This window comes from Paenibacillus sp. TAB_01, from assembly GCF_043945595.1.
Lineage (GTDB): Bacteria > Bacillota > Bacilli > Paenibacillales > NBRC-103111 > Paenibacillus_S.
Genome location: NZ_JBIFNP010000001.1, coordinates 3,952,439 through 3,965,757, shown reverse-complemented (window position 1 = coordinate 3,965,757; position 13,319 = coordinate 3,952,439). Strand labels below are relative to the sequence as shown.

15 protein-coding genes are annotated in these 13,319 nt (G+C 51.1%); 14 read left to right on the top strand and 1 reads right to left on the bottom strand.

Translation table 11 applies throughout. The annotated features are described in order from the left end of the window. The first annotated feature begins 86 nt into the window (after window positions 1–86). From ACHHV8_RS19155 to ACHHV8_RS19130, 6 genes are read left to right on the top strand one after another with little or no spacing between them, the layout of a single operon-like run. Entirely contained in the window at window positions 87–899 is an 813-nt protein-coding gene (locus ACHHV8_RS19155) for an Fpg/Nei family DNA glycosylase (RefSeq protein ID WP_395160642.1), read from the top strand. A gap of 20 nt (window positions 900–919) precedes the next feature. Further along, window positions 920–1,759 (top strand): deoxyribonuclease IV, encoded by an 840-nt coding sequence (locus ACHHV8_RS19150; RefSeq protein ID WP_395160640.1) that lies wholly within the window; start codon window positions 920–922, stop codon window positions 1,757–1,759. A 27-nt stretch (window positions 1,760–1,786) separates the two neighbouring features. Continuing rightward, on the top strand, window positions 1,787–2,134 hold the full coding sequence (locus tag ACHHV8_RS19145) for a cyclic-phosphate processing receiver domain-containing protein (RefSeq protein ID WP_395160638.1): 348 nt from the start codon (window positions 1,787–1,789) through the stop codon (window positions 2,132–2,134). A 13-nt stretch (window positions 2,135–2,147) separates the two neighbouring features. After that, window positions 2,148–2,918: an ABC transporter ATP-binding protein gene (locus tag ACHHV8_RS19140; protein ID WP_395160636.1), complete on the top strand. Its 771-nt coding sequence runs from the start codon at window positions 2,148–2,150 to the stop codon at window positions 2,916–2,918. A 38-nt stretch (window positions 2,919–2,956) separates the two neighbouring features. Beyond that, window positions 2,957–3,994, top strand: coding sequence for an SAM-dependent methyltransferase (locus ACHHV8_RS19135; RefSeq protein ID WP_395163559.1), 1,038 nt, complete (start codon window positions 2,957–2,959; stop codon window positions 3,992–3,994). Between the two features lie 10 nt (window positions 3,995–4,004). Next, the gene (locus ACHHV8_RS19130) at window positions 4,005–4,640 is read left to right on the top strand and encodes a class I SAM-dependent methyltransferase (protein WP_395160634.1); all 636 of its coding nucleotides are present in this window, start codon (window positions 4,005–4,007) and stop codon (window positions 4,638–4,640) included. A 71-nt stretch (window positions 4,641–4,711) separates the two neighbouring features. Here the strand turns inward: ACHHV8_RS19130 and dapA are convergent, their stop codons facing one another. Beyond that, entirely contained in the window at window positions 4,712–5,584 is an 873-nt protein-coding gene (gene dapA, locus ACHHV8_RS19125; RefSeq protein ID WP_395160632.1) for a 4-hydroxy-tetrahydrodipicolinate synthase, read from the bottom strand. Between the two features lie 130 nt (window positions 5,585–5,714). Between dapA and ACHHV8_RS19120 the strand changes: the two genes are divergently transcribed. The 8 genes from ACHHV8_RS19120 to ACHHV8_RS19085 all read left to right on the top strand — a co-directional run bounded on the left by ACHHV8_RS19120 (window position 5,715) and on the right by ACHHV8_RS19085 (window position 13,315). Continuing rightward, the gene (locus ACHHV8_RS19120) at window positions 5,715–6,590 is read left to right on the top strand and encodes a LysR family transcriptional regulator (RefSeq protein WP_395160630.1); all 876 of its coding nucleotides are present in this window, start codon (window positions 5,715–5,717) and stop codon (window positions 6,588–6,590) included. A 469-nt stretch (window positions 6,591–7,059) separates the two neighbouring features. After that, entirely contained in the window at window positions 7,060–7,329 is a 270-nt protein-coding gene (locus ACHHV8_RS19115) for a hypothetical protein (RefSeq protein ID WP_395160628.1), read from the top strand. Between the two features lie 106 nt (window positions 7,330–7,435). After that, window positions 7,436–8,689 carry an ATP-binding protein gene (locus ACHHV8_RS19110; protein ID WP_395160626.1) on the top strand — a complete coding sequence of 418 codons (1,254 nt, stop codon included), beginning with the start codon at window positions 7,436–7,438 and terminating at the stop codon, window positions 8,687–8,689. A gap of 92 nt (window positions 8,690–8,781) precedes the next feature. Continuing rightward, on the top strand, window positions 8,782–9,213 hold the full coding sequence (locus tag ACHHV8_RS19105) for a universal stress protein (RefSeq protein WP_395160624.1): 432 nt from the start codon (window positions 8,782–8,784) through the stop codon (window positions 9,211–9,213). A gap of 101 nt (window positions 9,214–9,314) precedes the next feature. Continuing rightward, complete coding sequence (gene lspA / locus ACHHV8_RS19100; protein ID WP_395160622.1) at window positions 9,315–9,773, top strand: signal peptidase II; 459 nt, start codon at window positions 9,315–9,317, stop codon at window positions 9,771–9,773. Window positions 9,774–10,053: 280 nt separating this feature from the next. Next, on the top strand, window positions 10,054–11,187 hold the full coding sequence (locus ACHHV8_RS19095; RefSeq protein WP_395160620.1) for a P-loop NTPase family protein: 1,134 nt from the start codon (window positions 10,054–10,056) through the stop codon (window positions 11,185–11,187). Then, complete coding sequence (locus ACHHV8_RS19090; protein WP_395160618.1) at window positions 11,174–12,397, top strand: TadA family conjugal transfer-associated ATPase; 1,224 nt, start codon at window positions 11,174–11,176, stop codon at window positions 12,395–12,397. Before ACHHV8_RS19095 ends, ACHHV8_RS19090 begins: the two co-directional genes overlap by 14 nt. Window positions 12,398–12,460: 63 nt before the next feature. After that, window positions 12,461–13,315 (top strand): type II secretion system F family protein, encoded by an 855-nt coding sequence (locus tag ACHHV8_RS19085; protein ID WP_395160616.1) that lies wholly within the window; start codon window positions 12,461–12,463, stop codon window positions 13,313–13,315. Window positions 13,316–13,319 lie beyond the last annotated feature (4 nt).

Genomic DNA, 13,319 nt, shown 5'->3' with positions numbered 1-13,319 from the left:
TTTTATGGAAGAGCTTAGGCGAAAAGCATGAAAAGTGAAGCGTGGCGGTGTCTCTTGATTTTTATCCAGTAAAGGCGGAATGCGATATGCCGGAATTGCCGGAAATGGAAAATTACAAGCTGCTGCTCGGTCCCCGGTTAAGCGGGCATACGCTAACGGGAGTCGAGGTGACGCGGGAAAAATCGATCAATATTCCGGTGGAACGCTTTCAACAGGCTTTAACCGGGCAATCGGTGCGATATTTGGAAAGAAGGGGAAAGCATCTGCTCTTCCATCTGTCCGGATCGAATGTGCTTCTGCTTCATTTAATGCTGGGCGGCATTTTATATTACGGCACAGCCGGGCAAAAGCCGGATCGGACAGTGCAGGTTACGCTGAGCTTTGGCGGCATGCACTTATACTGTATCGGACTCAGGCTCGGATATCTTCATTTCTACGAGAATCCGGAGTCCGTCCGTGAGGCGCTGGAGAAGCTGGCGCCGGAGCCGATGGAGCCGGGCTTTACTTTGGCTCATTTTGCCGAGCTGCTTCAAAAGCAAAAGGGAACGCTGAAAGCGACGTGGGTTGATCAGCATATCATGGCAGGCATCGGCAACTGCTATTCCGATGAAATTTGCTTCGATGCCGGACTGCTGCCGGAAAGACGCTGTACGGACTTGAGTGGGGAAGAGCTGGAGCGGCTGTTCCATTCCATGCGCAGTGTGCTTTCCGAGGCAACCCGATACGGCGGTTACATGGATATGCCTTTGTTTGCGGGGGACAGCTTGACGGGGGGCTATGACAGCCGCTGTCAGGTCTATGACCGGGAAGGGGAGCCATGTCTGCGCTGCGGCCGGCCTATCGTGCGGCGGGATGTCTCCTCCAAGAAATCGTTTTGCTGTCTTCATTGCCAGCATTAGTCTGCAGGAGGTGAACGAGGATGCGTGCAGGTTCCCACATCAGCATAAGAAACGGGTATCTGGAAGCAGCGAAGACCGCTCTGAAGCTGGGAGCGGCCGCTTTTCAATATTTTCCGAAAAACCCGCGCAGTCTCGGGATCAAGCAGTTCAACCGTCAGGATGCGGAGGCTTGCGCGCGGTTTTGCCGGGAGCAGGGGCTGTCTTCGATTGCCCATTCGCCTTATCCGACCAACCTGGCATCTGAGGATGCCGCATTAAGGGAAGCCACGGTCCGGTCGCTTCGAAACGATCTTGCGATTGCGGAGGCATGCGGGTCCGTAGGGGTCGTCGTGCATTTTGGCAAATATAAAGGCGGGGATACGTTACAAGGCTACAAAAATATTATACAATGTCTTCATGAAGTTCTTTCGGATTGGCAGGGGGAAGCCAAGCTGCTGATTGAGAACCAAGCGGGAGAAGGCTCTTTGATGGGGACTACGCTTGAAGAGCTCATGCAGATCCACAAGCTGTCCGACCGCCGCAGCCATATCGGATTTTGCCTGGATACCTGCCATGCTTTTGCCTGCGGGCTTTGGCCTGCGGCGCAGGGCGGCTGGCCGGAGCTTGCAGCAAAAGCGCAGAGCATCGGGTATTTTGAACATCTGCTGGCGGTTCACCTGAACGATTCCGTCTACGCATGCGGCCAATATAAAGACCGGCATGCAAATATCGGCCAAGGGTATATTGGAGAAGCAAGGTTCCGCGAGTTACTGCAGTGGGCTCGAACGCAGGACCTGCCGGTCGTGCTCGAAACCCCCGTTCCCAAGGGCATGACGCATGCCCCTGAGATAGCTTATGTGCGCAAGCTTGCCGGAGATTGAAACGAAAGCGCACGGGGAGGGGTAACCATGTCGGCGATTCATGTCTTTCTTGATGATTTACGGGCCTGCCCCGAAGGCTTCGTATGGGCGAGGAATGTGGAGGAATGCCTTCTTTTGCTGCAGGAGTGCGAAGTGGAAGTGCTGACTTTGGACTATGATCTGGGGTGGGGACAGCCGACGGGCTTGGAGGTGGCGCGATATATCGTTACCTCTCAGCGGTACCCGAAGGAGCTGTACCTGCACACGTCCAGTATAACCGGCAGATGGAGCATGTATCAGCTGCTGTATGCGAACAAGCCGGAGGCGGTGAAGCTTGTTAACGGCCCGGTTCCTTACGAAAGACTTCAGCTGATTGCCAAAAAAGGACAAGAATAGGTTGTGATTGAGAGTGAAGGTCTTATCATTAAGCAATGTTGATTTTATCCGCGAAGAGCGGGACATTTTATCTCATATTGATATTGAAGTAAACCCGGGGGAACACTGGGTAATTCTTGGCAAGAACGGTTCAGGCAAAACGACGATCCTCGAAATGATCAACGGGTATCAATTTCCTAGCCGCGGTCAGGTTGAGGTACTCGGTTATACATACGGAAAGTGCGACGTAAGAGAAGTGCGCAAGAAAGTCGGCTATATCAGTCAATCGTTGTATGAGAAGCTTAATCCGAGCGATCCGGTTTGGGAAGTTGTGGCTACGGGCGAATATGCATTTCTCCGTTTTTACGAGGAGATTGCCCCTGAGGTAATAGAGAAAGCTCTGCAAAAGCTGGACCAGATCAAGCTGCGGCATTTGGCGGATCAGCCGCTTGGTACTTTGTCCCAAGGGGAACGGAAAAAAATTATGCTGGCGCGCGCCTTAATGACCAGCCCGCAAATTTTGATTATGGACGAGCCATGCTCCGGCCTGGATCTGTTCGAACGCGAGCGATTGCTGGAGACGGTGAACCAATTAAGCGAGGACAAGATCACGGTGCTGTATGTCACTCACCATATTGAAGAAATTATGCCGATGTTCACTCATGTTGCACTTATAGATAACGGAAAGCTGATCGCTTCGGGTCCGAAGGCGGACGTGCTGACGGAAGCTAATTTATTAAAAGCGTTCCAGGTTCCCGTAGCTTTGGAATGGTATCAAGATAGGCCTTGGATCAAGGTTTTGTAGACAAGGAAGGAACGGTAACAGTGGAACAACCAACAAGAATGCAAGCTGAAGTGGAAAGTACATTTATAGGGACGGCCAATCACGGTTACGGACAGCACGCGCAAGAGGAAATCCGCCGTCTGTTCGGCCAAGGCTGTAAATTCGGCATGCTCGTCCCGGCCGAAATATTCATCTTCACTCTGCCTGTGGATAAGGAAGAAGCGACGCGCAGGCTGCTGGAGCAGGAACCGATGTTTCTGCGGCACATCCAGCCCGTCGACGCCAGGCAGACATGGAACGGCGGCTCGATGGACGAGCTGGTTGAGCTGGTAAGGACGACGAAGGTGCTGTCGCTCGAAGAAGGAGCCGCTACGGCGGTTCAAGTGCGCAAAACCGAGCAGGTCGGCTCTGAGCTGTCACCTGCAGGCTGTAAGCAAGCTATCGACCGGGTGCTGGCCGAGCGGTTCGGAACGGTTGCCGTCGTCAAGGATGCCAAATGGACGGTATCGGTCTATCTTACGGCAGCCGAGGTGTACTTGGGGCTCTCACGGCCTGAGCACAATTTGTCGGACTGGTCCGGCGGCGCGGTCCGGTTCCGGAAGGAAGAAGGCCAAGTATCCCGCGCCAAATTCAAGCTGCTGGAAGCGGAAAGAGTATTTGGCTTGGATTTCAGCCAATACCGGTCGGCAATCGATATCGGTGCGGCGCCCGGGGGCTGGACCTCTTTATTGCTGGAGCGCGGACTCCGGGTTACGGCGGTAGATCCGGCCAAGCTGGATAAGGAGCTTTTGCGCAATCCGCGGCTGACTTTTCTTCAAAAGAATGCCGGGGACGTCAAGTTTCCGGAGAACAGCTTCGATCTGCTTGTCTGCGATATGAGCTGGAGCCCGAGACAAATGGCCCGTTTGGTCAAGGAGCTTCTCTATGCTTTGCAATCGGGAGGCACAGCCGTTATAACGGTCAAGCTGCTTCATAAGAAGCCGTTCCAAACCGTGAGGGAAATGCTGGAGGATGTACAGCCCGAGCTGATGCTGCAAAAGGCAAAGCAGTTATTCCATAACAGGGAAGAGCTGACGCTATTTTTGGTGAAAGCATAGGAGCGAACGGATGAATGAACGCATTGACCTCAAGTATTGGAATGAAATTTACCGGCATAAGGAGCAGGGGAATCCGCAGGAAGATCGATGGCTGGATAAATATGCCGCTATACTTGAGCAATCGATGGACACGGCCATCGTCGATTTGGGCTGCGGCAGCGGAGTGGACACGGCTTATCTAATCGGACGAGGCCACAAGGTGATTGCCTGCGATCTGTCCGATGAGGCCTTGCAGCAGGCAGCGAGGCTGGCTCCGGGCGCGGTCTTACAGCAGTTGAATTTGCTGGAGGGTCTTCCGTTTGAAACCGGCAGCGCGAAGATCATCGTTGCGGACTTGAGCCTGCATTATTTCACATGGGCCGATACGTCGGCGATTATTCTTGAGCTGCAAAGAGTGCTGCAGCGGGGAGGGGCGCTGCTCTGCCGCCTCAACTCGGTGATGGATAAGGAGTTCGGAGCGGGTCAAGGACGGGAGATCGAGCCTCATTTCTACGAATTCGAGGGGAGATTCAAACGTTTTTTTGACGAGGAAGAGATTCGCCGTCTCTTTGAACAATGGAATATGGAGCACCTGGAACACTCGACAATGTACCGGTATGGTAAGCCCAAATGGTGTTGGGACTTTGCCGCCGTACACGGGGGTTGAGCAGAGTCTGCCCGAAGGTATCACGCTGGCTGTCAACGCCTCTTTCGGGCAGGCCGCTCGGTTTCCTTTAGTTATTCAATATAATCTTTCAGCTTTTGCTGCAAGGAGCTTGAGATTTGGACGAGAGGCAGCCTCAGCTCGCTTGAGGCAATGACGCCCTGTTCCTTCAAAATCCATTTCAACGGGCCGGGATTCGGCTCTGCAAACAAAAGCTGGATGAACGGGTACAGATCGTCGAAGATGATCTTGGCCTCACGGAAATTTCCATTTTTCATTTCATGATACAACTGGACGAACCGGTCCGTTTTTACATTGGCTGCAGCGGTCATCAGGCCGCTTGCTCCCAAAGCTAACGAAGCGTACATCAGCGCGTCTTCACCGCATAATACGGGCTTCGACCCCCTCTGTGACAGCTCTGTTAACAGCTGTGTGCTGCCTGAGCTGTCCTTCAAACCAATGATTCCATCCATTTCTAGAATCGTATGCACCGTATCCGTTTCCAGCTTGACGCCGGTGCGGTAAGGAATTTCGTACATAATAACAGGCATTCCGACCTGGGCGATGCGGCGAAAATGCTCAATAATCCCTTGCTGCGAAGGGCGGTTGTAGTAGGGAACGACAACCAGTACGGCGTCCGCGCCCAAGATCCCGGCCCGTTCCGTGTTTCTGACGGCTGCAGCCGTATCGTTGGTTCCTGTGCCCAAGACAAGCGGCACGGACCTGCCGGAGAGGGCAGTCCGGGCTGTCCGCATCAGCAGCTCGACCTCTTCGGGGCTAACGGTAGGCGATTCGCCGGTCGTCCCGTGAACCACAAGGCCGTGGATTCCTGCGGAGATCAGCCGGTTCGCGTGATTGTAGAACGATTCCAGATCCAAGCTGCCGTTCGATTGAAATGGCGTTACGACTGGGACGTAAATTCCGGACAATTGCTCTTTGGTTAACATATTAGTTCATCCTCCCAAGCTATGATGATGGTATCTGTATTTTCACCTTAGCATAGAAATGATGATTACAGTTATCTATAATAAATGATACGAAGCATCAATAATTTTGATATTATAGGGGCTCGATCGAATGGATTTAACTTATTTTCATACATTTCGGGAAGTGGCAAGGAAACAAAGCTATACTCGGGCGGCAGAGGAGCTGGGATATGCGCAGTCCAGTATCACCATGCAAATTCAGAAGCTGGAGAAGGAATACGGTGTTCCGCTGTTCGAACGATTCGGCCGGACCATGCGGCTTACACCGCCCGGCGAGGAGCTTTTGAAGCTCGTTATCCCTATGCTGGAGCTGTATGCGCAATCGAAGGAAACGATAACGCAACAAGCAGGCGGGAGTTTGACGATCGGCACTATCGATTCGCTTGCGGCTTATTTTTTGCCGCCGTATCTTCAGCAGCTCAAGCAAAAGGTGGAAGGATTGAGCATCCAACTATATCCCGAAAGCGAGGCGGTGCTTCTGGCGAAGGTTAGGGAAGGGGCCTATGACGTGGGTCTGCTGCTGGAGCGAAATCCCGCCGACCCGGCATTAACCTGCACCTACATCCGGGAAGAGCCCCTGGTGCTGGTTGCCCCGCCAGGTCACAGGCTTGTTCAAGCGGCTGAAATCCGGCCAGAGGATTTGAATGATAGCGAGTTTATCGTTTCGGAAGGAAGCTGCTTATACCGCAGCACGTTTGAGAAGCTGTTGAAGGATCAAGGGGTGGCCTTTCGGATCGGGTTTGAGCTGGGCAGCCTTGAGGCCATTAAGCATTGCGTAATGAACGGTTTAGGCATTGCTTTGCTGCCCCGGATTGCAGTGGAGGAGGAACTTAACAAAGGGAGTCTTGGGGTCATTCCGTTTTCTCATCCCGAGCTTAGCTTTCATCTTCAAATGGTAGTTCATCCCCGCAAATGGCGGTCGCGCGCGCTTGACACGTTTGCCAGGATGCTGCAGGAAAGCAGCTAATAAAGTTATTGCACACAGGGCTCTATGCCTGCTTTAACTTTGCGAGGACTCCTTAGAATCTGTCTTAGCTTTCCTTTTATTCAAGACTGCCAGCTTTTGCCACCATGTCTTGCTGCGCTGGGTTTCCTGGCCCGCAATGAGCTGCTGCATTAACAATCTGGCTCGGTCTTCCTTTTGGGATCTCATTTTTAGCTCTTCGTAGAAAGCTTGGGAGTTAGTCATCTCGTCACCTTATAAGTTGAAGTTATTTTGCCGAAGCATAATATAGCAATTTCTTCAATCCATTGCAATGACAGAGATTCCAAATTTAGGAATAACGGGCTTTTAAACTAAGGTAAGCTGGTATGTATAGGGGCAGAATTGGATTGTATTTCAACGGGAAAGCCGGATCGCGCCGAATCCCTATAAGAGGGAATATCTCATTTGAAAGTGCTAGAGGATCAAATAAATACCCGTTTGGAGGCAATGTATGAGTGCAAATCAAGAGATGCGGCAGCAAGCAGAGCTTTTACGGGAGTTCGTTCGTGAAGGCTGCTCTAAGGATAAATCCGACGAGCTGCAGCAGCTGCTGGCATGCATCGAAGCTTGGGAACAAGAGCCGCAAAGGCTGGAGGAGCTCCGCAGGCTGCAGGAGGAAAATGCCAAGCTGAAAGAAAATCTTAAAAAGCTTAGAGCCGCTCAGCAAACCAAAGACACAGCTTATATGTCCAGCCGGCTTAGAGATGCGTTAAGAGAGTAGAGTGCGATGGAGAACCCGGCACAGCGGGACGCCTTAGATATTCTATCCTGATTATTTCTGAGGTGGCTCCTCGTGCTGCAATTTATTCGAAGTTGGTGCCCTTTACATGTTCAATTACACGGTAGAAGGCTTGCTGCTGAACGTATTTTTTATTATGTTTCCGCTTATATTTTATCCCTGGATCGTTCAGGGGCATTCGGAACAAAAAGCGTTTGTGAAAAACAGCTTATTTTATTTCTTATTCGCAGGCTCTTCCGTGCTTTGCATGATATTTCATGTAACGGTACAAAACGGTTTAATGTTTGATTTCCGGCTTATTCCTTTTTTATTAGCTTGCTTTTACAGCAATCGTACGGTGACGCTGCTTCTTTTTGTAACCATGATTTCCGTCCGGTTTTTACTTCCGGGGCATGGTGCCTACTTGAATGCGGTTTCTACTTCACTGGCTTTATTTATTGTGATTCTATTCGGCAAACGATATGTCCAGCTGCGTTTGTTTCATAAAATCGTTTTTGCCGCCGGCATTTCGTTTGTATGCAAAATGAGCGGGATTACGAGCAATCTAATATTCGACCCCAATGTATATTATTTGCTGGATGCGGCTATTTTCTATATGTTCCAGGCTCTGTTTATGGGGCTTGGGATTTATATCATGGAGTCGATTATTAAAAGTGACGAGCTGCGGCGGGAATTGATCGAATCGGAGAAAATGAAAATTGTCAGCGTCATATCGGCTTCTGTCGCCCATGAAATCAGGAATCCGTTAACATCGGTACGCGGATTTATCCAGCTGCTGACCCAATCGGAACTGAACACGGCCAAAAGGCTTCAATACGGCTCGATCTGCCTGGATGAACTGGACCGCGCGCAGCAAATTATTAACGATTACCTTTCTCTCGCCAAACCGCACCCGGAACATTTGGATAAGCTGGATGTCGGACAAGAGCTGGATTATATCGGAAATGTACTCAGCTCCTACGCTTTGTTGAACAATGTCGAAATCGTCATTGACGTCGAACAGGATCTTTACATCATGGGAGAACGCTCCAAGTTCAGACAGAGCCTGATCAATCTGGCCAAAAATGGCGTTGAAGCAATGCAGCTCGGAGGGCAGCTGTTTCTTACGGCCAAAGGACGCAGGAATAGCGTAATTGTGGAAATTGTCGATCATGGAAACGGCATGACGCCCGAGCAGATTCAGCGGCTGGGAACGCCGTACTTTTCGAACAAGGAGAAGGGAACAGGACTCGGTACGATGGTTTCTTTTAATATTATCAAAAACATGACGGGTAAAATCCGTGTCGACAGCGAGGTTGAGAAGGGAACTCAACTGACCATCGTATTTCCCCTCAGCGGTTAAAACCGGTCATGTCAGATTCCCCTGACAAAATGTGCAGAGGCGTGGTATAATGAGGTTGTAATCAATCATCGCATACATGGGGGGAGATACAGATGCTATTTTCTAAAATCCTGGTTGCGTATGACGGTTCCAATCTTTCCAAGAAAGCGCTTGAAAAGGCAGTTCGGCTGGTTCAGGAACAGACAGGGGATCAGCAGGCGCCCGAGCTTGAAATCATTCATGTATTTCATTATCCGACCGTTATAGGCGATGCTTATGCGGTAAACGCCAAGGAAGCCTATCTGGAAGGCGCTCAACTGACGCTGAAGGGAGCCAAGGCGTTGATTCCCGATTCGCTGAAGGTGAAATATGTGCTTCAGAATGGGGATCCTGCCCATGAGGTTCTCAATTATGCGAAGCAGAATCAAGTAGATCTGATCATTATGGGAAGCAGGGGGCTTGGAGCGATCCGAGAATTATTTTTGGGCAGCGTGAGCCATAATATTGTACAGCAGTCCAACATTCCCGTTATGGTCGTCAAATAATTTATGCATGTATTGGAGCACTCACCTTATACCATTAGGGTGCAGTGCTCTTTTTGGTCAGAGAGACAGCTTGTTGAATGGGATGGGAAAGAGGAGCGGATATGCTTTTTTACTTGATTGCAGGCGTGGTGGCGGCAGCGGATCAAATCACGAAATGGATTATCAGGAAGTATGTTGATGTGGGAGAGACGTTCCCGCTGTGGGGAATGGAGATTACCCATTATGAAAACAGCGGTATGGCGCACAGTTTATTTCAAGGCTACGGCCGTTTATTTGCGCTTGCCGCCGTTTTATTTATTATCGGGGTAGTATATTACCGGAAAACTGGAGAAATTAAAGGCGTATGGGCTGACCTCGGGTTCGGCTTTCTTGTCGGCGGCGCGGCGGGCAACGGGATTGACCGGATTTTGTTCGGACAGGTCACCGATTTTTTAACCTCCCGTTCCGGGAAAGGGATTTTAAATCTTGCGGACCATGCGATTGAGATCGGCGTCATATGCCTTCTCGCCAGTGCGGTCGTTCAGCTGATCCGAAAAAGAAGCACGCGAACAGATAGTTGATTTTTCCATTTTTTGTGGTATGATATGTAATAAATCAGTAATGTAAAGCGGAAGCACCGCTGTTCAAGAACTTGTTCTTGTGCAGTTGGTGCTTTTTTTGCGTTTACGGCTGGAAGGAGAGGAGCGTATGAACAATCAAATGAAGGCAGCCGTCGTTGCTGCGGTTCTTTCCGTGTTATTGGCGGCCAGCGGCTGGCTGCAGCTGCAAGGTTATATGTAGCTGTAGCTGCGTCGCAGAAGCAGACCCGAAAATACGACTCAAGGGGGGAGCGTTACCTACATGTCCAAAATGAAGCTCGTAGTTATCGATAACGATTCGTATTTCATCGATATGTTTTCGGCCTATATACGGACCTCGGAATACGGGCAAACCTTTACCTTAACGGCGTTCTCTAGCCGCGAACACGGCATAGCTTTTATCGAAAGCTTGGCGGAGCCCTGCATTCTGCTCGTACATGAGGCATGGATGCCGCTGCCGGACAAAGCTTTCATGCAGCAGCTCGGCTGCTTGATTCTATTGAGCGACGCCGGGGCATCGCTGGATATTTTGGAGTACCCGGTGCTGTGCAAGTACCAGCCCTTGAATCAGCTGCTCTCGCATCTGATTTCCCACTACAATGAATATTCCTCAAGCAGGATGATTAAGGGAAACCGGAGCACAGAGGTAATTTCAGTCTACTCAGCGGTAGGCGGGACAGGGAAAACGCTGACTTCCGTCCATTTGGCCAGAGAGCTCGGTTTGCTGGGACGCAAAGTGTTCTATTTGAACCTGGAGCAGCTGCCCTCAGTGTCTTGGATGGAGCCTTCAGGAGCCTTGGAGGAGAATCATTTGGCCAGAATATTGTATTTCGGCAAGAAAGATCCGAAGCTGCAGATCGCCAGGATCGAGAGGTACAAGCGAAAGCATACGGCTATGGGCTTCGATTATTTTCCGGGCGGCTTTGAGCCGGCGGAAGTGATGGATATGACGATGCAGGATACAGAGACGCTGATCCAATCTCTCGTACAGTCCGGTGTGTATGACTGCGTCATAGCAGATTTGGATTCCTGCTTATATCCTCGTATCCGGTCGTGTCTGCAGCAAAGCGATTTGGTGCTGTGGCTTGCCGCGGACGACCGCGTTCAGCTGGAGAAAACCCGAATGCTGCTGAAGCTGCTGACTACCCAAGACGACGGAAATAGAGTGGACACCGCCCAAATAAAACTTGTCGTCAATAGGTTTAGCGGCAGCTTAACCAACCCGGACACGGAGTGGCCGCTGCCTATTGCCGGATACTTGCCTTACATGCCGGAATGGAAGTCCTATCCGTCGGTTGAAAAGCTTCAGCCGCGGGGAGTATTCAGCGAAAGTATAGCGGCGCTTCCCTTGATTCATCATGAGATTGCGAAGGAGAAGGCTTATGGCGCTCGATGAGACGGTACGGCTGTTGAAGCAGCGGATTCAGGAGAAGCTCGATTTATCCGTCTCGCTGACGGATATACAGCTGCAGGACATGATCGAACAAGAAGTGTTTTCATTTCCGTTCGGCACGTATTTGACGGCAGGACAGCAGCACCGGCTGGTGATGAGAATCTTTCATTCCTTCCGCGGGCTGGACGTGCTCCAGCCGCTGGTTGACGATGCTTCCGTCACGGAAATTATGATCAATCGTCATGATCAGATCTTTATCGAACGGAACGGAAGCGTCAGTCAGACGGAAGTAAAGTTTGAGAGCCGGGAGAAGCTGGAGGACGTTATTCAGGCGATTGTCGCTAAAGTGAACCGGGCGGTGAATGAATCCAGCCCGATTGTAGACGCGAGACTGCTGGACGGTTCCCGGGTCAATGTGGTGCTGCCTCCAGTTGCTTTGGAAGGGCCGGCCATGACCATACGTAAATTTCCGGAGCATCCGATGACGCTGGAAGACTTGATCGCTAAAGGCGCACTGAGCGGAGAGGCGGCCTTGTTCCTCCAGAAGCTGGTGCGGGCCAAGTACAACCTGTTTATCGGCGGCGGAACAGGTTCGGGGAAGACGACGTTCTTAAATGCACTGTCGCAATATATTCCTGCGGAAGAACGCGTCATTACGATTGAGGACTCCGCAGAGCTTCAGCTCCGAACCGTTCCGAACCTGGTGAGGATGGAGACTCGCAACGCGAATACGGAAGGAAGGGGCGAAATTACGATCCGCGAGCTGATCCGCTCTTCGCTGCGGATGAGACCCAATCGGATTATAGTCGGTGAAGTCAGGGGAGCGGAAGCTTTAGATATGCTGGCCGCTATGAACACTGGACATGACGGGAGCTTATCGACCGGCCACGCTAATTCCACAAGCGACATGCTGAGCCGGCTGGAAACGATGGTGCTGAGTGGCGCTAATTTGCCTGTGGAGGTGATTCGTAAACAAATATGCTCGGCGATCGATGTCATGATCCATTTGACACGGTTAAGAGACCGGTCACGCAGGGTAACGGAAATAAGCGAAATCATCGGGCTTGAAGGAGGCGAGGTTAGGCTAAATCCGCTGTATGTTTTTGTTGAGCACGGGGAGGAGAAGGGAGGCGGAATAAAGGGAGAGCTTAAGGCGACCGGCAGCCGGTTATATCATGCCGACAAGCTCGCCATGGCAGGCATTACACTTTAGGAGAAGTAAAGGGAAGGAGGAAGCAAGCTGGTTTATCTAGTTGGTGTATTACTGGCCGGAGCCTTGTGTTGGCTTGCGCTGAGCGTTGTTCAGCGGGTGCAGCGGAAGCGGGAGGAGGAAGTCCATGATCCGGACGGAGCAGCCCAGCCACAATCGGCACCTTATGCCTCATCGTATTTGATCCAATATAACCAGTATCAGATGAGCTTCAAGGAAGCGGCGGTATATTCCATTATTGCCATGTGTGTACTTGGCATGATCGGTTTTTTGTTTTACCGGAATGCGGCGGCGGCTGTCTTCCTTTCGTTTGGCGGATTGTACTACCCCGTGATCCGCAGGAAGGAGCTGATTCTTAAACAGAAGTCGCAGCTTCGTCTACAGTTCAAACAGGTATTGTCGTCTCTGTCCTCTTCCCTTGGGGCGGGCAAATCGGTGGAGTCGGCGTTCCAGGAGGCTTTATTCGATATTCAGCTGCTTTATCCCGATCCCCAGACCTTTATTATCAGAGAATTGGAGACGATTCAACGCCGTATCGAGAACGGGGAAACGATTGAATCTGCGTTAAAAGACTGGAGCGAGCGCTCGGGACTCGACGATATCCAGCAGTTTACGGAAGTGTTTATGACCTGCAAACGAACCGGAGGCAACCTGGTTCACGTAATCCGCCGGACTGCAGCCATTATTCAAGAGAAGCTGGATATCCTGCAGGACATACAGGTCATGCTTGCGCAGAAACGGTTTGAGTCCAAGGTATTGACCTTCGCGCCGCTGGTTGTCATTGCAATTCTTTCAATCAGCTCTCCGGACTATATGGAGCCGATTTATCAAGGAGCAGGTATTCTTATTATGACTGTGGCGCTGGTGCTGCTGATTGGCTGCTACGCGCTGACCAGGCTGATTATGAACATTAAGGTGTGAGGTA